Origin of the sequence: Pseudovibrio exalbescens (genome assembly GCF_028737195.1) — a bacterium.
Classification (GTDB): domain Bacteria; phylum Pseudomonadota; class Alphaproteobacteria; order Rhizobiales; family Stappiaceae; genus Pseudovibrio; species Pseudovibrio zosterae.
The window spans coordinates 173,960-195,793 of the sequence record NZ_JAQZAJ010000005.1; the positions used below are offsets into that span (position 1 = coordinate 173,960).

The 21,834-nt window shown below is 56.6% G+C and carries 24 protein-coding genes; 20 read left to right on the forward strand and 4 right to left on the reverse strand.

The features are described from left to right. The first annotated feature begins 272 nt into the window (after nt 1-272). The 5 genes from PUV47_RS14915 (at nt 273) to PUV47_RS14935 (ending at nt 4,788) form a co-directional block, all read left to right on the forward strand. Nucleotides 273-1,124 (forward strand): YgfZ/GcvT domain-containing protein, encoded by an 852-nt coding sequence (locus tag PUV47_RS14915; protein WP_274219378.1) that lies wholly within the window; start codon nt 273-275, stop codon nt 1,122-1,124. A gap of 30 nt (nt 1,125-1,154) precedes the next feature. Next, nucleotides 1,155-1,826: an HD family hydrolase gene (locus PUV47_RS14920; RefSeq protein ID WP_274219379.1), complete on the forward strand. Its 672-nt coding sequence runs from the start codon at nt 1,155-1,157 to the stop codon at nt 1,824-1,826. Then, nucleotides 1,826-2,341 (forward strand): tyrosine phosphatase family protein, encoded by a 516-nt coding sequence (locus PUV47_RS14925; protein ID WP_274219380.1) that lies wholly within the window; start codon nt 1,826-1,828, stop codon nt 2,339-2,341. Before PUV47_RS14920 ends, PUV47_RS14925 begins: the two co-directional genes overlap by 1 nt. Before the next feature lie 13 nt (nt 2,342-2,354). Beyond that, on the forward strand, nt 2,355-3,338 hold the full coding sequence (locus PUV47_RS14930; protein ID WP_274219381.1) for an NUDIX hydrolase: 984 nt from the start codon (nt 2,355-2,357) through the stop codon (nt 3,336-3,338). A gap of 235 nt (nt 3,339-3,573) precedes the next feature. Further along, complete coding sequence (locus PUV47_RS14935; RefSeq protein WP_274219382.1) at nt 3,574-4,788, forward strand: cell wall hydrolase; 1,215 nt, start codon at nt 3,574-3,576, stop codon at nt 4,786-4,788. Nucleotides 4,789-4,815: 27 nt separating this feature from the next. Here PUV47_RS14935 and PUV47_RS14940 read toward each other — a convergent pair whose 3' ends face one another. Next, nucleotides 4,816-5,817, reverse strand: coding sequence for an MDR family oxidoreductase (locus PUV47_RS14940; RefSeq protein ID WP_274219383.1), 1,002 nt, complete (start codon nt 5,815-5,817; stop codon nt 4,816-4,818). A gap of 74 nt (nt 5,818-5,891) precedes the next feature. Continuing rightward, on the reverse strand, nt 5,892-6,026 hold the full coding sequence (locus PUV47_RS14945; protein ID WP_274219384.1) for a hypothetical protein: 135 nt from the start codon (nt 6,024-6,026) through the stop codon (nt 5,892-5,894). A gap of 324 nt (nt 6,027-6,350) precedes the next feature. Here PUV47_RS14945 and nadA point away from each other — a divergent pair, with 324 nt between their 5' ends. The 5 genes from nadA (at nt 6,351) to PUV47_RS14970 (ending at nt 10,798) form a co-directional block, all read left to right on the forward strand. Further along, the gene (gene nadA / locus PUV47_RS14950; protein WP_413697792.1) at nt 6,351-7,397 is read left to right on the forward strand and encodes a quinolinate synthase NadA; all 1,047 of its coding nucleotides are present in this window, start codon (nt 6,351-6,353) and stop codon (nt 7,395-7,397) included. Between the two features lie 108 nt (nt 7,398-7,505). Further along, the gene (locus PUV47_RS14955; protein ID WP_274219386.1) at nt 7,506-9,143 is read left to right on the forward strand and encodes an L-aspartate oxidase; all 1,638 of its coding nucleotides are present in this window, start codon (nt 7,506-7,508) and stop codon (nt 9,141-9,143) included. Further along, a complete protein-coding gene (gene nadC, locus PUV47_RS14960) occupies nt 9,140-10,000 on the forward strand; it encodes a carboxylating nicotinate-nucleotide diphosphorylase (RefSeq protein ID WP_274219387.1) in 861 nt (286 codons plus the stop codon). Before PUV47_RS14955 ends, nadC begins: the two co-directional genes overlap by 4 nt. A gap of 148 nt (nt 10,001-10,148) precedes the next feature. Next, on the forward strand, nt 10,149-10,406 hold the full coding sequence (locus PUV47_RS14965; RefSeq protein ID WP_274219388.1) for a helix-turn-helix domain-containing protein: 258 nt from the start codon (nt 10,149-10,151) through the stop codon (nt 10,404-10,406). A 134-nt stretch (nt 10,407-10,540) separates the two neighbouring features. Continuing rightward, the gene (locus tag PUV47_RS14970) at nt 10,541-10,798 is read left to right on the forward strand and encodes a helix-turn-helix domain-containing protein (protein ID WP_274219389.1); all 258 of its coding nucleotides are present in this window, start codon (nt 10,541-10,543) and stop codon (nt 10,796-10,798) included. Nucleotides 10,799-10,889: 91 nt separating this feature from the next. Here the strand turns inward: PUV47_RS14970 and PUV47_RS14975 are convergent, their stop codons facing one another. Next, entirely contained in the window at nt 10,890-12,563 is a 1,674-nt protein-coding gene (locus PUV47_RS14975; RefSeq protein ID WP_425313774.1) for a 4Fe-4S dicluster domain-containing protein, read from the reverse strand. A gap of 377 nt (nt 12,564-12,940) precedes the next feature. On the opposite strand from PUV47_RS14975, the gene PUV47_RS14980 reads away from it, so the two are divergent. The 5 genes from PUV47_RS14980 (at nt 12,941) to PUV47_RS15000 (ending at nt 17,286) form a co-directional block, all read left to right on the forward strand. Next, nucleotides 12,941-13,888: a uracil-DNA glycosylase gene (locus PUV47_RS14980; protein WP_274219390.1), complete on the forward strand. Its 948-nt coding sequence runs from the start codon at nt 12,941-12,943 to the stop codon at nt 13,886-13,888. A 245-nt stretch (nt 13,889-14,133) separates the two neighbouring features. Then, nucleotides 14,134-14,991: a S49 family peptidase gene (locus PUV47_RS14985; protein WP_274219391.1), complete on the forward strand. Its 858-nt coding sequence runs from the start codon at nt 14,134-14,136 to the stop codon at nt 14,989-14,991. A gap of 45 nt (nt 14,992-15,036) precedes the next feature. Further along, entirely contained in the window at nt 15,037-15,234 is a 198-nt protein-coding gene (locus PUV47_RS14990; RefSeq protein ID WP_274219392.1) for a hypothetical protein, read from the forward strand. Nucleotides 15,235-15,533: 299 nt separating this feature from the next. After that, nucleotides 15,534-16,463 (forward strand): glycine--tRNA ligase subunit alpha, encoded by a 930-nt coding sequence (locus tag PUV47_RS14995; RefSeq protein WP_274219582.1) that lies wholly within the window; start codon nt 15,534-15,536, stop codon nt 16,461-16,463. 229 nt (nt 16,464-16,692) lie between these two features. Next, nucleotides 16,693-17,286, forward strand: a complete 594-nt coding sequence (locus tag PUV47_RS15000) for a hypothetical protein (protein ID WP_274219393.1) — start codon at nt 16,693-16,695, stop codon at nt 17,284-17,286. Nucleotides 17,287-17,325: 39 nt separating this feature from the next. Here PUV47_RS15000 and PUV47_RS15005 read toward each other — a convergent pair whose 3' ends face one another. Further along, on the reverse strand, nt 17,326-17,880 hold the full coding sequence (locus PUV47_RS15005) for an NAD(P)H-dependent oxidoreductase (protein ID WP_274219394.1): 555 nt from the start codon (nt 17,878-17,880) through the stop codon (nt 17,326-17,328). Between the two features lie 111 nt (nt 17,881-17,991). On the opposite strand from PUV47_RS15005, the gene PUV47_RS15010 reads away from it, so the two are divergent. From PUV47_RS15010 to PUV47_RS15030, 5 genes are all read left to right on the forward strand, one after another. Further along, nucleotides 17,992-18,342, forward strand: a complete 351-nt coding sequence (locus tag PUV47_RS15010; RefSeq protein ID WP_274219395.1) for a winged helix-turn-helix transcriptional regulator — start codon at nt 17,992-17,994, stop codon at nt 18,340-18,342. A 112-nt stretch (nt 18,343-18,454) separates the two neighbouring features. Beyond that, entirely contained in the window at nt 18,455-18,766 is a 312-nt protein-coding gene (locus tag PUV47_RS15015; RefSeq protein ID WP_274219396.1) for an ArsR/SmtB family transcription factor, read from the forward strand. Next, a complete protein-coding gene (locus tag PUV47_RS15020) occupies nt 18,759-19,811 on the forward strand; it encodes a permease (RefSeq protein ID WP_274219397.1) in 1,053 nt (350 codons plus the stop codon). The genes PUV47_RS15015 and PUV47_RS15020 overlap by 8 nt, the downstream gene beginning before the upstream one ends. A gap of 79 nt (nt 19,812-19,890) precedes the next feature. Then, on the forward strand, nt 19,891-21,132 hold the full coding sequence (locus tag PUV47_RS15025) for an MFS transporter (protein ID WP_274219398.1): 1,242 nt from the start codon (nt 19,891-19,893) through the stop codon (nt 21,130-21,132). Between the two features lie 204 nt (nt 21,133-21,336). Further along, nucleotides 21,337-21,834 carry an arsenate reductase ArsC gene (locus PUV47_RS15030; protein ID WP_274219399.1) on the forward strand — a complete coding sequence of 166 codons (498 nt, stop codon included), beginning with the start codon at nt 21,337-21,339 and terminating at the stop codon, nt 21,832-21,834.

A 21,834-nucleotide genomic window follows, 5' to 3' on the forward strand; every position in this document is an offset into this window, starting at 1 on the left:
GGAATTCAAACGCTGCTTAGATTGCTGCAAGGGGGACGACACAGAACCTCTCCCATTAGTTGGCTGTTGTCTTTACTCAGCGTCTATTTAAGGCAGCGGGGCGACACTTTGGTGACAGTTGCTTGACAGAACTACCGCTAACGTCTCCCGCTACACCAAAGGTATATTTTTCACAGCTCCCTCTTCAATGGAAAAACATTCTCTTGGAATTGCGAATGGTTCCGAGTTAAGTGCAACGCTAAGCAAGAGACTCGGTTGTTGGAAGGTGGACGATGCAGACCAAGGTTACATCCCTGAATACCCGTGGAGTGCTCCGCATTGGCGGCGAAGACGCCCTGCATTTCCTCAACAATCTGGTGACCTGCGACATAGAGAAGGTCAGCGCTGAAAGGGCAACCTTTGGCGCACTGTTGACCCCTCAGGGGAAAATCCTCTGGGACTTCTTTATCCATGCCGCACCTGAGCACAGCTTCTATCTCGAAGCACCGAAAGATGAACTGTCAGCTTTGCAAAAACGACTGACGTTCTACAAGCTCCGCGCCAAGGTTACCATCGACGATGTAAGCGATACTGTATTAGTAGCCGTAAGCTGGGACGGGCCATTGCCAGAGGGTTTCGTGCCAGACCCTCGCCTGAACTCCCTTGGTGGGCGAGCGGTTCTCCCGGTCGCAACGACATTGCCACTAGAGAAAACTGAGCTGTCTACACCACAAGCTTGGCATCAACACCGGTTATCCCTTGGAGTGCCGGAAAGCATGGCTGATTTCGCCCTCGGCGACACCTTCCCTCATGATGCAGACATGGACAGCCTCAACGGTGTTGCTTTTGAAAAGGGCTGCTATGTCGGTCAGGAAGTTGTTTCCCGCATGAAGCACCGCGGCACTGCTCGAAAGCGGATTGTTGTGGTTCAAGGCACATCTGGTCTTCCTGAGTCTGGAACTGAGGTGACTGCTTCGGGTAAGGTCCTCGGCGTAATGGGAAGCTCGGAAGGCGACCACGGCCTTGCGCTGCTGCGTCTTGATCGCGTTAAGCAGGCGATTGACGCCGGAGAGCCCATTCTGGCCGGAGATGTGGCACTTGAGGTCACCATTCCGGACTGGGCCGGATTCGACTGGCCTTCCTGATAGAAACAGCTTGATACCGCAGGAGTTCCAATGCCAGCCGACCGCCCTGATCTTCCGCCACGCGCGTGGCAACGAATGCTCTCGGGGCGACGTTTAAACTTATTGGACCCTTCTCCCTTTGACATCGAGCTTTCCGACATTGCCCATGGCTTGGCACGCGTAGCGCGCTGGAACGGTCAAACCATCGGAGAGCACGCGTTTTCCGTGGCGCAGCATTGCGTCATCGTTGAAGAGATCGCCATGATGCTCAAGCCGGATCTGGCGGCCAAGTGGCGCCTTGCAACACTTCTGCACGACGCACCTGAGTATGTGATTGGCGATATGATCTCGCCCTTCAAGACTGTCATGGGGGGCAACTACAAGCATGTTGAAGAACGCCTTCACGAAGCAGTGCATGTCAGCTTCGGGCTCCCGGCCCATCTGCCTCTCTATGTAACAAAGCTGGCCAAAAAGGCCGACATCATTTGCGCCTATCATGAGGCCATCGTGCTGGCAGGGTTTGAGGAAAAGGAAGCACAGAAGATCTTCGGCAAACCAAGAGGCCTCAGCCAGGAGCAGCTTGCCCGTGTACGCTCCAGCATGAACCCTCTAACCACTTCACAGGCACAAGAGCAGTTTCTGGAGCGGTTCGAACAGATCAACACGGAAGTTCACCTGGCCAGCCAGAACATCAGCATCATCAAGGAACGCGGAGTGTCCTGATGCTCCACGTTTGCCCTCTCTCCCAACTTGAGACTGTGGCAAGTGCCCATCCGTTCTCTGCATTGATCAGCTTGATGTCGCCGAGCATGGTGTTTCAGGTCCCCGGTTCGGCGGCTCGACTTCCCCATCTGACCCTGCGCTTCAATGACATTCCTGAGGAGCGCGAAGGCTATGTTGCCCCAGCGCCTCAGCATGTGGTGGAGCTGCTCCGATTTGCACAGACCCATATCACAAAGGGGCCAGTTCTGGTTCACTGCTGGGCAGGGATCAGCCGATCCACAGCAGCGGCCTACCTTATCGCCTGCGCTCGAAACGAGCCTGGGCAGGAAGCCAACTTGGCAGACAGGTTGCGTACACTTGCACCAAGTGCCACTCCGAACCCACTTCTCGTGAAGTATGCAGATCAGCTGCTTGAACGTGACGGCCGAATGATTGATGCTATTGCTCGCATCGGTCGGGGGGCCGACGCCTACGAAGGCACTCCGTTTTGCTATCCGGTCCAGCTTGCACCTTGAAGAGAGGAACCCAATGAGCCAATCAGGCGTGATGATCGAGATTGACCTCAACGCCGTGATTGTGTCCGTTGATCAGTCAACGCCTTACGTGCTCACCGTTCCTCATGCCTCACGCCAAGGTGAACAGGGTCTTCCGTATGGACCGTTCGACCCGCTCCAGCACCGCACCTTTGAAATCGGCCTGCGATCTTTTGTCGAGATGCAGACAGCGCTCAAATTGGGCCACGTTGAGCAGCTTTACACGTTTGGGGACAGGGGCCGGCACATGGTCAGCCCGGAAGCAAAGCCCCATGTGGTGTCCGTTGGTTACCTTGCCTTGACCCGCCAAACGCCCGAGTCCGATGAGATCCTGGCGGCTCAAGGCGCAAAGTGGCGGTCATGGTATGACTTCTTTCCATGGGAAGACTGGCGGCAAGGCAAACCTGCGCTTCTTGAGGAAGCCATGTTCCCGCTGCTGCGAGATTATTGCGACCAGCCTCATGGCCCAGACATGCCTTCTGGCACCATCAGCCACCGGGATCGCTTTCAGCTGAGTTTTGGCGCAGGCTCCGGTGTCTGGGATGAAGAGCGGGCTCTGGATCGCTACGAGATGCTCTATGGTGCTGGCCTTACCTACGAAGCCCGCCGGGATGGGCGCCCTGAGGCAAAGCACTGCGATGAGATCCCCCCATTCGGGGAAAGCATGACATTTGACCACCGGCGCATTTTGGCAACCGCCCTGTCTCGCCTGCGCGCAAAGCTGAAGTACCGCCCGGTGGTTTTCGAGTTGATGCCGCCAGAGTTCACGCTGACGGATTTGCAGCGCACTGTTGAGGCCATTTCCGGCCAGCATCTGCACAAACAGAACTTTCGGCGACTCGTTGAAGGAGCCCATCTCGTCGAGCCAACCGGGCGACTCTCTACCGCAACCGGGGGTAGACCCGCTGCACTCTACCAGTTCAGAAGAGATATACTCACCGAGCGCCCAACGCTCGGCTTGCGCGTCGGCAGACACTGAACCGGCTTTCGATCATACGCTCTAAGCACCTCATAATTAACCCTGTTTGCGTGAAACAGCAGTGCCCTTTGACGGCATTCTGCGCTTTTTCTGCGCTTTAACACCTTATCAAGGTTAATGGGCGAATATTTCCTAGCCTGCAAGGAAATGAGTTCGGGTGCCGCGTGAGTTTTTTGGCGTCCGGCGCAAGACAGTCCGCTGTCTTACTGCGCGAATTTGTTGGAGTTTAATGCGTATGTCGGGCCCAATACATTCAAAGCGTGCGCGCAAGCGTAGCACGTGGAAAAAGGGACTAGCTGTCTCTACGCTCACGACATTGGTTTACTGTGGTTCCACGCTCCCGGTTGCACAGCAGGATGTGCTGGAGCTGGTGATGGCAGTGGAGCAGCAAACCCCGCGCTGGATGCGCGCCATTGAAACAGCCAATCACGCCACGCTTGTTGAACCGACGCTCATTGGCTCTGCCAACACGGCAACACATGCCGCCGACTATGTGCTGAACTCACCAGCATCCAGCGGCAACGGCACACACCTTCCCGAACTCGCCTCAGTCCTTGCAAACGATGGCACCCACGATCCTTCACAGGGGCCGCGCGTCAACCGTTCCGCAAAAGGCGATCGTGGCTTCGCCATGGCGCCCGCTCGCCAGCCGCTGCAGGGCAGCGCCGGTTCCATCTTCGCTCTATCCAGTCTCCTGACCGGAGCTGCACGCGACACCTTACCCCAGGTCGCGTTTGTCTCGCCCGAGCACCTTCCAGCAAACGCCTCTTCAACCATGATGGCGAAAAACACGCGTGATGGAAAACCGCTCGATTTGACCGAGATGGCCATTGCCCGCAACAGCGCGGCGGCAAGCTTGTCTCTGGCATCAGCCTACGCCCCTTCTTCCACAGAGGCGCTTCGTGCCCCCTTTGATGCGCTTTTGGGTGGAACTGCTTCTGCTGCTGGTAAAACCCAATTGTCAGAGGAAGAACTTCAGGAACTGGCCAAGACCAACCCACACTGGTGGTACAAGGCCCCGCTTCCTGAAAGTGTTCATAGCTCCAAAGAAAAGCTCTGCCTTGCTGAAGCCATTTACTTTGAGGCGCGCGGCGAGCCATACAAGGGTCAAGAGGCTGTCGCTCAAGTGGTCTTGAACCGTGTAAAGAACCCGGCCTATCCGAACACCATCTGTAAGGTGGTCTATCAGAACCGGCATATGCGCAACGCTTGTCAGTTCTCGTTTGCCTGCGATGGCATTCCAGAGCGGGTTCAAAAAGGCCGCGCCTGGACCCAGTCTCAGGAGATTGCCGAAAAGGCAGTAAACGGGGAAGTGAACCTGAGCGAAGTGGATGCCTCCACCCACTATCATGCGACTTATGTGCGCCCTCGCTGGGCTGGCACCATGAAGAAGCTGAACCGTATCGGCAAGCACATCTTCTACAAGACCTATGGCGGCGGCTGGAGTTAATCCAGCCGCTCGGCTTTGGCGAAGCTCCTAGAGCTCAGAGTAGTCCACGATCAGACGACCGCGCACTTTGCCCTTGAGGATGTCCGCTGCTTTTTCCGGCACCTCAGAAAGCTTGATCTTGGAAGACAACGCGTCCAGCTTGGACATTTCCAGATCTTCCACAAGACGGCGGTATGCCTCTTGGCGGCGTTCAATTGGCGCCATGACTGAATCAACGCCCAACAATGACACACCGCGCAGAATGAACGGCATCACCGTTGCGGGAAGATCCATCCCTTGAGCCAGACCACAGGCCGCAACTGCACCGCCATAGTTGGTGCGCGCCAGCAGATTGGCCAGCGTGTGACTGCCTGCAACGTCGATTGCAGCGGCCCAACTTTCCTTGCCAAACGGGCGGCCCGGCTCAGAAAGTTCAGCACGGTCCATAACTTCAGAGGCACCAAGCCCCTTTAGAAAATCAGCTTCTTCCGGACGACCGGTGGATGCGATTACCGTATAGCCAAGCTTGGCCAAGATGCTGACAGCCACAGAGCCCACGCCGCCTGCTGCCCCAGAAACGGCAACTGGTCCCATGTTCGGCTTGATGCCATAGTCCTCCAGAGCCATTACGCAGAGCATCGCCGTGTAGCCTGCAGTGCCAATTGCCGCGGCACGTTCAGCAGAAAGACCTTCCGGACGCTTGATCAGCCACTCGCTTTTCAGACGGGCATACTTTGCATAGGCACCAGTGTGAACTTCACCAACGCCAAAGCCATTCATGATGACCTGATCACCTTCCTTGAAGCGATCGCTCTCGCTGGTGACGACTTCGCCGATAACATCAATACCCGGGACCATTGGGAACTTGCGCAGCACACCTGGATTACCGGCAAACGCCAAACCGTCCTTGTAGTTGACGGTAGAATTTACAACACGCACGACGGTGTCACCTGCGGACAGATCATCAATCGTGATATCGCGCCATTCAGCAGCATTCGGCTTCTTGGCGTCTTCTTCCTTCGTGATCCAGAAGGCTTTGAATTGTTCCATGTAATTTAAGCTCCAGCTTACGTTTTGTGGACGGGAGGCTCGCAGAGGTCATAGCTTGACGCAAGACCGTACACTTACCAGTGTTCAACAGTCCGCCATTCCCACGGAATTTTAGGGTAGCAGAACAGCCGAAACAGCGCCGTCCCCTTCTCAAAAAACAATTCCAACACCGCCCGCTTCTCCATCGATTTGCCGCTGCCATGAGCCATTTAGGGCTCTAGGAACAAGGGCGCAGGCACAATTAAAGAAAAAAGTTCCGACACAAACCCGCAGCATTGCCTCAGTATTTCAGCAACTTAGGAAAAATCGAGAGACAAATGGAATTTTATTTCCATGCAGATGCAATATGAGGCTTGGCAAGTAGGAATACCTGCGTATATGTTATAGTCAAATTGAGCATAAGGATGGCGGCCGGGCCGCATTTTTTAGTGACCACCTTATACTCAAATTGAGCATATGTCAGAGTTACCGGTTAGATCCCTAAGGAACAGCGTATGACAATCTCTGCAAACGCGGCACGTATCGACGACCAGATGCAGGAACACAAGCTTACCGCGCTTGAGAAATTCGGCCCTGTGGCCCGCCCTTCCCTTGAGTACACCGCGGAAGTGGCACGTGAGACCGCGCCAATCTATGAGAAGGTCAAGGACTTCATTCCTGAGATCGAATGGGCGGCCCTTGCGCCACTGGTGCATGCCATCAACAAACTCAAGAAAGAGCGCAACGCCGTCATTCTGGCGCACAATTACATGACGCCGGACATCTTCCACGGTGTTGCCGACATCGTTGGCGATAGCTTGCAGCTTGCCAAGGAAGCCGCCAAGACCGAGGCTGAGGTGATTGTTCAGTGCGGTGTGCACTTCATGGCTGAGACCTCCAAGATCTTGAGCCCCGAAAAGACCGTACTCATCCCGGACATGGATGCCGGGTGCTCCCTGGCAGAATCCATTACCGGAGCAGACGTGCGCCGCCTTCGTGAGGCCAATCCGGGCGTGCCGATCATCACCTACGTGAACACCTCGGCAGACGTTAAAGCCGAATGCGACATCTGCTGCACCTCTTCCAATGCTGTGCAAGTGGTTGAAGCGATGGGTACCGACAAGGTGTTTCTGGTGCCTGATCAATATTTGGCTGCCAACGTTGCTCGAAAGACCGATGTGGAAGTTCTGACATGGGCAGGCTCTTGTGAAGTTCATGAGCAGTTCACAGCTGAAGAACTGCGTGAATACCGCGAGATCGATCCAGACGTTAAGATCATTGCCCACCCAGAATGCCCACCAGAAGTGGTTGATGAGGCAGACTTTGCAGGATCCACCGCACACATGATTGACTGGGTTAAGGATAACCGGCCGGAAAAGGTGATGATGATCACCGAGTGCTCCATGGCGGACAATGTGGCAAGCGCTACACCGGACGTGAAGTATATTCGGCCTTGTAACCTTTGTCCTCACATGAAGCGGATCACGCTCGCAAAGATCCTCGATACGCTGGTGGACATGAGTGGAGAGGTTGAGGTTGACGAAGAGATTGCGGCACGGGCGCGCGTATCCGTTGAACGCATGATCAATCTCAAGAACTAGATTCCTCTGGTATAAAGTGCTAAGCCGCCGGTCATAAAACTGGCGGCTTCATCCGTTCCGGGTAGCCGTCCACGCCTGACCCCACTTTAACTCGACAGTTGAACAGCTATGACACAGATTGCCTCCTTTCTCGCGCCAAACCTATCGTTGAACGGCGTTGACGATGTTGTGATTCTGGGAGGCGGCCTTGCGGGGCTGTTTTGCGCGTTGAAATTGGCGCCGCGGCCGGTCACCATTGTGACAAATGCGCCCATTGGGGGCGGTGCCTCGTCAGCTTGGGCTCAAGGGGGGATTGCCGCAGCTGTTGCTGAAGGCGACACCGCCGAAGAGCACGCCCGCGACACCATTGCGGCAGGCGATGGCATTTGTGAGCACTCCATTGTTCACGGCATGACCGCTGAAGCAGCGGACCGCATTCACGACCTGCTCTCCTATGGCGTGCCTTTCGACAAGGATCTGGCTGGCAAGCTGGAACTCTCTCGCGAGGCCGCGCATACAGCAAACCGCGTGGTGCGCGTTCGCGGCGACATGGCAGGCAAATCCATCATGGAATCCCTGCTGGCGGCCGCACGAAATACGCCGTCCATTCGAGTGATTGAAGGCTACATCGGCAGTGAACTCCTCACGGAAGGCCGTTATGTGGTGGGCATTACCGCCCGTCGTCGCGGTGGCACGCAGCGGATCACCATTCCCGCTCGCGCTGTGGTTCTGGCGTCCGGGGGCATCGGTCACCTTTTTGACGTAACCACTAACCCGCGCGAGGCAAATGGCCACGGCCTTGCAATGGCGGCTCTTTCCGGCGCGTATGTGGCCGATGCGGAGTTTGTACAATTCCACCCAACCGCGCTCAACGTTGATCTGGACCCTGCGCCGCTTGCCAGCGAAGCCTTGCGCGGTGAAGGCGCGCGCTTGATCAACGCGGATGGCACACGCATCATGGAGGGCGTCCATCCGGATATGGAGCTTGCACCACGAGATGTGGTGGCTCGTGCCATCCACCGGGAGCTGATGAAGGGTGGCAAGGCTTTCATGGACTGCCGCGAAGCCATCGGCGCTTCCTTCCCCGAGCACTTCCCTACCGTTTATGAGGCATGCAAGTCTGCTGGCCTCGACCCTGTCACACAGCCGATCCCGGTTTGCCCGGCAGCTCATTATCACATGGGCGGCGTCATGGCGGATGCCTCAGGCCGCACTTCCGTTGATGGTCTGTGGGCCGCAGGTGAAGTGGCTGGAACGGGTGCGCATGGCGCAAACCGGCTCGCCTCCAACTCCCTGCTGGAAGCTGTTGTGTTTGCAGCACGCATTGCTGAGGACATTCAAGGATTGATGCCGCATCCGCGTGTGCGCCATTGGGCTGAGATTGATGACCGCGAGGATCAGGCTTCCAAGCGTAACCCGCAGGAACGCGCTGTAGTCGCTCTTGTGCGCCGCGTAATGGCTCAGCATGTGGGCGTTGAACGAAATGCAGAAGGTCTGCAGACGGCGCTTGCGTTGATCAGCAAGGCAGAAGAGCGCTGCCACCGCAGTTCCATCCGCAACATGGTGGTTGCCGCAAAGATTATCGCCGGCTCCGCTCTCATGCGTGAAGAAAGTCGCGGCGGTCACTACCGTTCTGACTTCCCTGAGAAATCCGCGCAGTGGGCGCACCGCTCCTACGTCAAATACAGCCAAATTCAAGCCTTGGCCGCTGATGCGCTGGAAAGCGACGTGGGCCGCGCTGCTGTCAAAGAGGAACACACCCTATGACTTCGCCCTTGCCAGAGCTTCCACGCCTTCTCGTTGATGAGGCAGTCAAAGCGGCCCTTCTTGAAGACTTTGGCCGCGCAGGCGACATCACCAGCCAGGCCACAATTCCAGAAGATGCTTGGGCCAAGGCGTCACTCGTGTCACGCCAACACGGCGTTCTGGCAGGCATTGATCTAATGATCAGTGCGTTCTGCCAGAGTGATCCAGAGTTCCTGCTGGAGATCCATGAAGATGATGGCAACCATATCGAACCCGGCAGCGTTGTCGCGACAATTGAGGGCCCTGCCCGTGCCTTGCTTTCCGCCGAGCGTGTGGCATTGAACTTTTTGGGTCATCTTTCCGGCATTGCAACCGCAACCAATCTGTTTGCGCGCAAGATCGAGCATACCAAGTGCAAGATCGTGTGTACCCGAAAGACAACGCCAGGATTGCGGGCTTTCGAAAAGTATGCGGTGCGGTGCGGTGGGGGGGCCAACCACCGCTTCGGACTGGATGACGCCATTTTGATCAAGGACAACCACATCGCTGTTGCAGGTGATGTCGTAACCGCGATTTCCCGTGCCCGTGATTTCGCCGGTCACCTTGTTCGCATTGAGGTAGAAGTGGATACGCTCGATCAGATGCGTGATGCACTCACTGCAAAGCCTGACGTGATCATGCTGGACAACATGGGGCCAGAGCTGCTTGCTGAGGCGGTTGAGATCAACCAAGGTCAAGCCATTCTGGAGGCTTCCGGCGGCATCAATCTGGACAGTGTTCAAGCGATTGCAGAAAGCGGCGTTGACCTGGTCTCGACTGGCTGGATCACCCACTCTGCCCCTGTTCTTGATCTCGGCCTCGACATCAAGATCGGGTAGAGCAACAGATCCACAAAACTTCCCCAGAGGCTGATCAAGTTAAAGCCTCTGGTCGGATAAATTGCCGCTACGCAACATATCTATATTCCCCTCATATCGACTTTAGTATAAACCGCAGTTAACTCTGAAGTCATATGGGGCATAACTCATGCGCAGCATTCAACAAGCGCCGGACACTCTCACTGTGCAATCCTTGCAATCACTTGGCCGCAGCATTCGGCAGATCCGCAAGGCGCAACATCTCACCCTGGAAGATCTGGCGGAGCAGATGGGGACTTACCCCTTGCTGTTGAGCCGTCTTGAGGCCGGGGATGCGCGGGTTCCTGTAGGAACCTTGATTACTGCGCTGCAATATCTGGGCATCAGCAATCTTCTCGCTGAGGAAGATACTGCGAACTGCGCCTGAGGTATTGTGCGCACCGCATTCTGAAAAGCCACTTCTGACTGCGCGGTAAGGCGCAGCGAAGCTTCACCGGATTTTCCGGAATCTCAGCTTGCTTTATGCAGTCACGAGCACGCAGACATCAGGGAGGATAACTCATGCGCGCCATCAATCATCTACCGTGCATCCTTACGGTGCAAACACTCAAGACGCTTGGTCAGGGCATCAGGGAAATTCGTGAGGAAGCGGGCCTTTCTCTCGATGCTTTTGCCAAGCAACTCATGGTGCCCCCTGCGCTGGTGAAACGCCTTGAAGCAGGTGATGCCAATGTGCCAGTGGGAACGCTGGCCTCTGCTTTGCAGGCACTTGGCGTGGAGATCTCGCTTTCGGCCAAAGCAGATGCGGGTGCTGCCTGATCACAGCGGATCACTTCATCGCTGCCAACGAAAAAGCCCCCGCTCCAAGCGAGGGCTTTTCTTGTTTGATCAAAGGCCAATGCCCGCCTGATCACATGTTCGGATAGTTCGGCCCGCCGGTTCCCTCTGGAACTGTCCAGGTGATGTTGCCATTCGGATCCTTGATGTCACAGGTCTTGCAATGAACGCAGTTCTGAGCGTTGATCTGGAAGCGCGGCGCGTCTTCACCCTCTTCAACCCATTCGTAAACACCTGCCGGGCAATACCGGTTTGACGGACCTGCATACACATCATGCTCAGAGAGCTTCTGCAGGGCTTCATCCCGCAGTTTCAGATGGATCGGCTGGTCCTCCTCGTGGTTCGTGTTCGACAAGAACACAGAGGACAACTTGTCAAAGCTGATCTTTCCGTCGGGCTTTGGATACTCGATTTTCTTGCAATCCTTGGCAGGTTTCAGGCTCTGCGCATCTGTCTTGCCATGGGACATGGTGCCGAACAAGGAGAACCCCATCAGCTCGTTGGTCCACATGTCGAGACCGGAAAGCGCCATGCCGAACACTGTTCCGAACCGGGACAGGAGCGGCTTCACGTTGCGAACCTTCTTGAGGTCCTGACCGATTTCGCTCTCGCGCCAAGCGGTATCGAACGAGGTAAGCTCCTCTTGCGCTTCACCCTTATTCACGGAGGCAAAAACAGTTTCCCCCGCCAAAATGCCGGAGAGCATGGCGTTGTGAGAGCCCTTGATGCGGGGAACATTTACGAAGCCTGCGGAGCAGCCAATGAGAAGGCCGCCCGGGAAAGAAAGCTTCGGCACGGACTGATATCCCCCTTCGGAGATGGCGCGCGCACCGTAGGAAATGCGCTTCCCGCCTTCGAAAACATCGCGAATGGCCGGGTGGGTCTTGAAGCGCTGGAACTCCTCAAACGGGGACATGTAGGGATTCTGGTAGTTCAGGTGCACCACGAATCCCACGGCGACCTGATTGTCTTCCAGATGATAAAGGAACGAGCCGCCCCCGGTCTTGTTGTCCAGCGGCCAGCCCAAGCTGTGCTGCACAAGACCCTGGTTGTGCTTCTTCGGATCGATCTCCCAAAGTTCCTTGATACCGATGCCAAACTTCGGATGGTCGCTGTCGCGGTCCAGATCAAACTTCTCGATGAGCTGCTTGGCAAGAGAACCGCGAACCCCTTCACCAATGAGCACATACTTGCCGAGAAGCGCCATTCCGCGCATGTATGCGTCCTTGGAGGTGCCATCGCGCGCAACACCCATGTCGCCAGTCGCGACACCGATGACCTTGCCTTCTTCGTTGTAGAGCACCTCTGCAGCGGCAAAACCCGGATAGATTTCGACGCCCATTGCCTCGGCCTTCTCGGCGAGCCAGCGGCATACGTTTCCAAGGGACACGATGTAGTTGCCGTGGTTGTTCATGAGCTTAGGCATCAGGAAGTTCGGAATGCGAACGCTGCCTGCAGGCCCCAAAGCAAGGAAGTGGTCAGCCTTCACTTCCGTTTTGATGGGCGCACTATCATCTTTGCGCCAATCGGGGAGAAGTTTATCGAGGCCAATCGGGTCAATAACCGCGCCGGAGAGAATGTGCGCGCCAACTTCGGAGCCCTTCTCCAGAACGACAACGCTGATATCCTCGCCCTTTTCCTGAGCAAGCTGCTTAATCCGGATCGCGGCAGAAAGGCCAGCAGGGCCTGCGCCAACGATCACAACATCAAATTCCATCGATTCGCGTTCTGGCAGTGCGTCCGCCATTATCAACTCCCTCTGGGCCGCCAAATGCCCTTAGTTTCGACTGCTATAGTTCCTGCAAATTTTTGTGCAGTGCGCCCGAACTATATGTTTTTTCGATCTGTTCATTTCGGTGTAATTGAGAAAAAAACTCACCGCAATGCGTTTTAAGGAGCAATCTGGAGCGGTTTTCTGCAAGAAAACCCATTCTACCAAACGTTGAGCGGGTGGTTTCTCCCCATTGTAAACAGGCGCTTTTTCGGAATTCGCTGAACCATGCTCATTTAAATGGCCTGGATTTGCCAAATGCCCAGCTTAGCTAATAGTTTGACATTTACGCGCCCCTCGCCCATGGAGAGACGGCGTTTGACCAGACTTATTCCCGGCGACTTCAGGAGACCATGAGCGAGTTATCCCCCACCGATCCTGCAATGCTTGAGGCCTATCTGGAGTTCCTGATAGCCGCTGGCGTGGATTGCCCACTGGATGACGAACCTGTTGATCGCTATGCCCAATCGGCACAGCAGCTGAGCCAGCGCGCAGCAAGCACCCGAGAGCCGCACCCGAGCACACCGGGCAACCAGCAGCCTTCCGGGCGCATTTATGCCCCCGTTCAGCAGGCGCGGGAGGCAGCCGCCAATCAAGATATGCGCGCGGCGGCCAAGGCCATTCTCGACCGGACCAAGCGCAGCTCCGATGCCCCCGCAAGTGGCCCGAATGCTCAAGTTTCTGCAGTTATTCCAGATCACAAGGTGGTCAGCTCGGCGCGAGAAGCTGCTGCGAGCGCCAAAACGCTGGATGAACTCAAAGATATCCTCGCGCGCTTTGACGGCTGCAACCTGAAACAGACCGCCAAGAACCTCGTTTTTTCTGACGGTAATCCTCATGCGCGGATCATGATGATCGGTGAGGCTCCCGGCCGGGATGAGGACCTTCAGGGCGTGCCTTTTGTTGGACGCTCCGGACAGTTGCTGGACCGTATCATGGCGGCTGCTGGCCTGGACCGTTCGCAGGTTTACGTTGGCAACGTGGTGCCGTGGCGACCACCAGGGAACCGCACGCCAACGCCGCAGGAAACAGAGATCTGCCGGCCCTTCATTCAAAGGCAAATTGAGCTTGTAAATCCGAGCATTGTGGTTTTCCTCGGTGCCGCTTCCGCTCAGAGCCTTGCGGGGGCACGAGACGGCATTCGCAAACTGCGCGGCCGCTGGATGACCTATGATCAGGGCGGCATCGAGCGGCAGGCCATTGCGACCTTCCATCCGGCATATCTGTTGCGAAACCCGATCGAAAAACGGTTTGTCTGGCGGGACATGCTGGCGATCAAGAGCGCGTTCACACAGCTTTAGCCCCCTCAAGTTATCCCCCTCGCGTTCATGCAGGCCAGCGGGCTGGGCTCGTTTTCGTGCCCTAAAGTTATTCCCCTATCCGGAAAAAATCGATATTTCGCTTTCTATCAGGGGGTAACGGGAACTGCAGGCTTGCAGCAACCCATGGGCTGGCCCACTTAACATTGGGGAATAAGGCACGTACGCGGTTTGCGTTGATCGTGCGTTGGTTTGAATAAAACGAGTAGATTTTAAGAGGAAACGCCGTGTTGAAGAAGCTGCGCAAATTACTTCCGGGCAAATGGGGTCAATCCAAACCAGTTATCCCCGTCGTGCGGCTTCATGGTGCAATAGGCATCTCATCTCCTCTGCGTCCCGGCCTGACACTGGCGAGTGCGGCTGGTCCGTTGGAGACCGCTTTCAAGATGAAGGAGGCTCCTGCCGTTGCTCTGTCCATCAACTCTCCGGGCGGCTCGCCCGTTCAATCCAACCTCATCTTCAAGCGCATCCGTGCGCTGGCTGAGGAGCATGAAAAAGACGTTCTGGTGTTTGTGGAAGATGTGGCGGCCTCCGGCGGCTACATGATCGCCCTGGCGGGGGACGACATTTACGTGGACCCGTCCTCCATTGTCGGGTCGATTGGCGTCGTCTCCGCCGGTTTCGGGTACACCGGCCTGATTGAGAAGCTAGGCGTCGAGCGCCGCGTCTACACCGCTGGCGAAAAGAAGGTCACGCTTGATCCATTCGCCCCTGAGAACAAGGGCGATATCGAGCACCTGAAGTCCTTGCAAAAGGAAATTCATGAGGTCTTCATCGACATGGTAAAGAGCCGCCGTGGCGACGTGCTGGCAGATGATCCGGACCTGTTCTCAGGTCTATTCTGGACGGGTGCCAAGGCACAGGACCTTGGTTTGGTCGACGGCATCAGCGATGTGCGCAGCACCATCAAGGAGCGTTACGGCAAAGACACAGAGCTGAAACTGATCGATGGGAAGCGGAAATTATTTGGGCGTCTTCTTGCGCAATCCCAAATCGCGCCCTACCTTGGGAGCGTAGAGGGTCTTCCCGAGACGACCATATCCGTGATGGAAGAAAAAGCGCTCTGGGCGCGATATGGTCTGTGAAGCTGTCCTGCGAGGGCCCCTTAACGACTTGAGGAGTCCCTTGGTATGACCGAAGTACTTGGTAGCATTGCGTTGTTGGCTGGTGGTGTGTTGCTTTACAAAACCGTAAAGCGGGAAATGGAACGCTTCCAGGAAACAATGGCGCAACCAGTCTATGCCAAGGCACGCAAGGTTCGACCAGACGCATCCTACACCCGTCTGGTTCAGGACCCAGTGACCGGCAAGTACCGCCCGATCGACTGAGGCTTTCCCAAAAGTCGTTATGTATAAACGTTCAGGCGTGCGGGTTTTCGCGCGCCTTTGTTTTTTGAACGGCCAAGTGCTGCTGTCTGTTCCAGCCCTTTCGCCTCACCGCTCAAGATTGGCGCTCCACGCGCATTACCTCTTGCTAAAACGGGGTGTTAGGCATAGCTGCGCTTGACCTTCGCGTTTTGTCGTGGCACCAGTCCAGCCAACAGTTTTTTGCGTGTTCTGCGCGCCCCACGTTTTCACAGCGACTTTAGGAAGCTCTCGAAATGTCTCGCGACGATGTTCCAGCTCACATGCAGCCAACCAAGTCTTTTCAGGGTCTGCTTCTGACCCTGCAACAGTTCTGGGCCGACAAGGGTTGCGTTATTCTGCAGCCTTACGACATGGAAGTTGGCGCAGGCACATTTCATCCGGGAACCACCCTGCGCTCTCTTGGTCCGCGCCCTTGGAAAGCTGCCTACGTTCAGCCCTCTCGTCGCCCAACTGATGGCCGGTACGGTGAAAACCCAAACCGCCTGCAACACTACTACCAGTTTCAGGTGATCCTGAAGCCTTCCCCTGAGAACCTTCAAGAGCTGTATCTGGAGTCACTGCGGGCCATTGGCATCGATACAGATCTGCATGACGTGCGTTTCGTGGAAGACGACTGGGAAAGCCCAACCCTTGGCGCTTGGGGCCTTGGCTGGGAGTGCTGGTGTGACGGTATGGAAGTTTCCCAGTTCACTTACTTCCAGCAGGTTGCCGGTTTTGAGTGCAACCCGGTTTCCGGTGAGCTGACCTACGGTCTTGAGCGCATCGCCATGTATGTTCAGGGCGTCGACAACGTTTACGACCTGAACTTCAATGGCCGTGAAGGCGACGAAAAGGTCACTTATGGTGACGTGTTCCTGCAAGCCGAGCAGGAATACTCCCGGCACAACTTCGAGCATGCAGACACTGAAATGCTGTTCCGCCACTTCAAAGACCACGAGGACGAGTGCAAGCGTCTTCTGGAAGCAGGCCAGAAGGCCATGGAAGAAGCGGGCGATGGCCTCTACAAAATGGTTCTGCCAGCCTACGACCAAGCCATCAAAGCTTCTCACGTATTTAACTTGCTGGATGCGCGCGGCGTGATCTCCGTGACCGAGCGCCAAAGCTATATCCTGCGGGTGCGCGAACTTTCCCGCGCTTGTGGTGCTGCCTTTTTGCAGACCGAAGCGGGCGGCGTCGGTTACAAGGGCTGAGCCCTACGCGACACGTGAACAGAGTTCAAAGCCGATCCTGTTGGGTCGGCTTTTTCTTTGGTATGGCCTTGCGAGAACCGGCACCCAGCCTATCTGAGGCCTAACCATATTTTTCCTGAAGGCCCTGCCCGTGCTGTTCACCATTCTGGCATTGATTGCCTCGCCTCTTCTCATTTTCCATAGCGGTGGCTGGAGGAAGGTGTTTCCCGCCTTCTTTTTTGTATTACTCATGCTTTTTGGAGGGGTGTGGTATGGCGCGCCCTGGTTCTTGCCAGCAGCGGCCATCGCAGCGATTTTTTACGCTGTGTGCGGCGTGATCTGGATCCCACTGGCAAAGCTGCATCCTTCTCCCACCTATCGCATCTTCAACGACTACGCGCTGACTTTCTGCGTAGCGGTGATTACTGTTTGGGCGGTATGGCCGCGTGACCCCGCCCTCGATCTGGCCAAGTTTGAGGCGCTTGCAGGAAATGGAGCGCCCAAACTGGTTGCAGTGAATGATGCTGTGACGGCTGAGGGCATTTCCAGCGTCTGCGCCGTGCCACCGGGCTTGCTGGAGACGGCTATTCATGACGAAGACCGCAAGCTGCTGTTGGCGACCCGGCTGGTGCCTTCGGGCCCTAGCGCTGGCTTTCTGACGTTTCATGATGGTGTCGGCACCATGCTGTCGCGCATGATGTTTCCGGTCGCCACTGGCGCTGTGCGCTGGAAAGCAAGCCTTGAAGCCATTCAGGAGAGCGGTCGTCTGTGCGCTCCCATCGAGCAGTTCTCCGTATTGGCAACGCCCATGAGCGACCATTTGATGATCGCGCTGCCGGAGTAAAAACGGCGGCCAATGGCCGCCGCTGGTTTGATCGCAGGATCACAGATCGAACGTCTTCTTCAAGTGCTCTGCGTAGCGGGATGCATCGCTCGCATAGTCTGCGTTCTTTACGACGTCATGGCTGGAGAACAACGGCAGCACCTCAAACCCGCAGTATTCGTGGGACTTGATGATTGGAAGAAGCATGTCTTCCATGCTCTTGCCGCGGTAGAAGCCGTCTTCATCACCAAAGTTCTCCTTTGGTGAATTCCAAGTGGTGGAGAGCATCAGTTTCTTGCCCTGCATCATGCCACCTGAGCCGTATGGACCATCGGTGAAGCCGAAGAAGTCGCCAAACCGGTAGACTTCGTCCAGATACAGCTTCATGGCAGATGGCGGCATGAACCAATAGATCGGGTACTGATAGATGACCACATCCGCCGCCTTGAACTTGGCGATTTCCTCATCGACGTCGTAGCCTTCCTCGATGATCGTGGTGGTTACTTCATACTTGGTAGAGAGCATTTCCACGGCCATATCAAACAGGCCACGGTTAAACTGACCGCCAGAAAAAGCCTTGGTTTCAGTGCCCAGAATGATCAGTGCTTTTTGCATTGCTGCCTCGTCCTTCAAGTGGGTTGCGTAAGGTGTTGGCACTGGGGTATCATTGGTGGTACATACTGTAAACCAGTACATTTTTTTGTACCACCTATCGAGAGGCAGCTTATGCACAACAGCGAAGACGGACATATGGCGGTTTGCCTTGAGCCTTGCCCGATCGAGAAGGCCATGCGGGTGATTGGAGGAAAGTGGCGCGCGTCGCTGCTCTGGCATTTGAAGGACGGTCCAGTGCGCTTCAACGAACTCTGCCGCATCTTGGGCGGGGCCACCAAAACCATGATCGACAAATGCCTGAAGGATCTTGAAGCCCACGGGCTCGTCAAACGCGAGGTCCAGTGCGAGCGTCCAATAGCCGTGACCTATGAGATCACCGAGTATGGCCGCACCACCTTGGCTTTCCTAGATGAGTTGCGGCGCTGGTCTGAAGAGACCATGAAAGAACAAGAAGCCGCCTGAACTCACGCCTGACCGCTGCTGTGAGCCGCGCGCCCACGCAAAGCTTAGGTCGCGCTTGCGTTTGACCAAATAAAACTATAAAACTAGTTTTATCGAATCGTAAGGAGCCGACATGGAATGGGATCAAGCAGCAGCGGGCTTTGCCGCCATGGGATCGGAAGCGCGGCTTCAAGTGCTGCGCGCGCTCGTGCGTGCAGGTGACCGTGGCATGACCGTGAGCGAAATTCAGGAGAAGACGGGCATCGCACCGTCGACCCTTGCGCATCACCTGAAGACGATGGGGGACGCGGGGTTGATTTCGCAGCAAAAGGCGGGACGCTCTGTTATCAACACGGCAGCTTTTGACCATCTGAACCGGCTTGCGAACTTCATCTTGAGCGAATGCTGTGCGGATGTGCGGCCCAAGGCGGTGAATGATGACTGAAGCAACAAGCTGCTGCACGCCAGCGCGCCCACATTGGACCGCACGCCTCAAGGTGTTGCAGTCGCCCATCACGGTGATTGTGCTCATCTTCGCGGGCGTTGCGCTGCTGGACCCGGCGCGACTGGGCGAGACCGCGCTGTTTGCGGCCAATGCCCTTCTCAATACCCTGCCCTTTATCGTTTTTGCCGTGCTGCTGATTGCCTATCTGAAGGCAGCAGGTGCTGAGGCGATGATTGCCAATGCCTTCAAGGGACACGAAACACGCATGATCCTGCTGGCGGCCGCCTTTGGCGGGCTGGCCCCGTTTTGCTCTTGCGAAGTGATCCCTTTCATCGCGGGCCTTCTTGCCCTGGGTGCGCCGCTCTCTGCCGTCATGGCGTTTTGGCTGTCTTCGCCGCTGATTGACCCGCCGACGCTTTTGATTACGGCGGCGGCACTGGGCTGGCCGTTTGCCATTGCCAAGGCTGTGTCTGCTGTGGCGCTGGGGCTGTTCGGCGGGTTTGCCGTGAAGGCCCTGATGAAGCACGGCGCGTTTGCTGCCCCCTTGCGCAAGGCGTCCACATCAAGCTGTGGCTGTGGCCCCTCCCCCTTTGATGGCCGTCCGGCATGGGCGTTCTGGGGTGACGAAAGCCGCCGCACTGTGTTCCGCTCTGAGTTTGCCAGCAACGGCTGGTTCCTGTTGAAGTGGTTGGCGCTGGCCTATGCGCTGGAAGCCATGCTGGTGACCTACGTTCCGGCCCAGTTAATTGCCAGCGTTGTGGGCGGAGATGGCATTGTGCCCATTGCCACGGCTGCACTTGTGGGCATGCCGGCCTACCTGAACAGCTATGTGGCCCCGGCGCTGCTGGCGGGCCTGATGGAACAGGGCATGAGTGCGGGGGCCGCGCTGGCCTTTCTGGTGGCAGGTGCCGTGAGCTCCATCCCGGCCATGGCGGCGGTCTGGTCGCTGGTCAAGCCGCATGTCTTCGGCGTTTATCTCGGCCTTGGCGTGTTTGGTGCCATCCTCTCCGGGATCCTTTTCCAAATGATGATGCCGGTCTCCTGACCGGCACTTTCTCTTCAAAAAACCAAAGGCTTGTTTCCGCTCCCCCAAAGAGCGACGTGCCCCTTGCTGTGCTGATCTCATGAAAACGACAAAACAACTCCCCATGCTGAAAGACCGAGCCATCATCTTGCTCGCCATTGGCCAGACCCTTGGCTGGGCCGGGCTCTACTACACTTTTCCGGCGTTGATCTTGCGCTGGGAGCACGCCTTTGGCTGGAGCAAGGCGGACCTGACCGGCGCCATCACGCTGGCAGTCCTGATTTCCGCGGTGTTCTCTCCGCTGGCTGGCCGCGTGATCGACCGGGGCTACGGCACCCAGATGATGGGCGGGTCTGCGGTGCTGGGTGGCATTGGCCTGATAGCGCTGGCGCAGGTGACCACCCTTTGGCAGTTCTATGGGGCGTGGGCGGTGATGGGCGTTGCCATGGCGGGCTGCCTCTACGAGCCCTGCTTCGCCATTTTGAACCGGGCACGGGGCATGAACGCCAAGAAGGGCATCATCTCCATTACGCTGGCTGCAGGTTTTGCCAGCACCCTTTGTTTTCCGGTGATGTATGCCGTTTCCGAGGCCTATGGCTGGGAAAACGCCGTGCTGTTTGCTGCGGGGCTGGTCATCTTCGTTGTCGCGCCGCTGTTGTGGCTGGGGACGCGCATGCTGGAGGCAGAAGGCATGGAAGAAGTCGAGACGCATGCGCAGGAAGCGGCGACGGGCACCTATGACTTCCTGAAAGGCTCTGTCTTCTGGTTTCTGGCCATCGGCTTTTCGTTGGGCGCGGTGCTGCACGGGGCAACCTTGCACCACCTGCTGCCGATCCTGGACAGCAAGGGTGTCTCCGCCGAGTTTGCCATTCTGATCGCTTCGCTGATTGGACCCATGCAGGTTGCTGGGCGGATCATCATCATGATGTTTGAACGGCACCTTTCGTTGAACGCGGTGGTGAGCGGGGCGTTCTTGTTCATGTGCGCGGCGATTGTGCTGTTGCTGATCTCCGCTGGTGCGCCATGGCTTTTGGTCGGATTTGTGCTTCTGTTTGGTGGCGCTTATGGCACCACTAGCATTACGAGACCGCTGACCACGCGGGCCATTCTGGGCGGCAAAAACATTGGCTCCAAGTCAGGCGCGCTGGCCATGCCGTATCTGATCGGCTCAGCCTCGGCGCCCTACCTTGGCTCGCTCCTTTGGGGCGCAGGCGGTTATGACCTGATGCTGTCCGCACTGGTGGTTTCCGGCCTTGCTGGCCTTGTGCTTTACACCGCAGCCTATCGCGCTTCCCAGCGGGGCGCGGGCACCATTGGGAAACCAACTACACAGCCAAGTTAAGGCTCTGGCAAGGGCAGATGACGAACAGTGCTGGTGCCTTAGCCCCAAATTGGCATATGATCACCTCCGAAACTGGCGGGCGGGTGCCTTAACATCATCCTGAGGGGACGCGCTTGCCAGACCCTGCGAATTGAAAAAACAACAAGAAACCGCAGAAAAGCCCAAGCCGGTGCGCTGGCAAACGGGCTGACCGGAGACACTCCAATGAGTCATCCAGAATACAACGTGCTCTTTCTATGTACCGGCAATGCCGCCCGCTCCTTGATGGCGGAGGTCATTCTCAACACAGGAGGGCGCGGGTGGTTCCATGCTTTCTCGGCGGGATCACACCCCATGGAACATGCGCACCCCATGGCGATTGAGTTGCTCGACAAGCTTGACCTGCCTACTGGCGGCCTGCGCCCCAAAAGCTGGGATGAGTTCGCCAAGCCGGACGCGCCGAAGATGGATTTCGTTTTCACCGTATGCGATGCAGCTGCCGGTGAAACCTGCCCCATTTGGCCCGGTGCGCCCATGAGCATTCACTGGGGGGTGCCAGACCCGAAAATCGTTGAGGGAACGGAGGCGGAAAAGCGCCTTGCCTTCAGCGAAGCCTATCGGATGCTGAACAACCGCATTTCCTTGTTCCTGAGCTTGCCAATTGCCTCTCTCGACGAGATGACCCTGCGCAATCAGCTTCAAGAAATTGGCGAGACGCAGTAA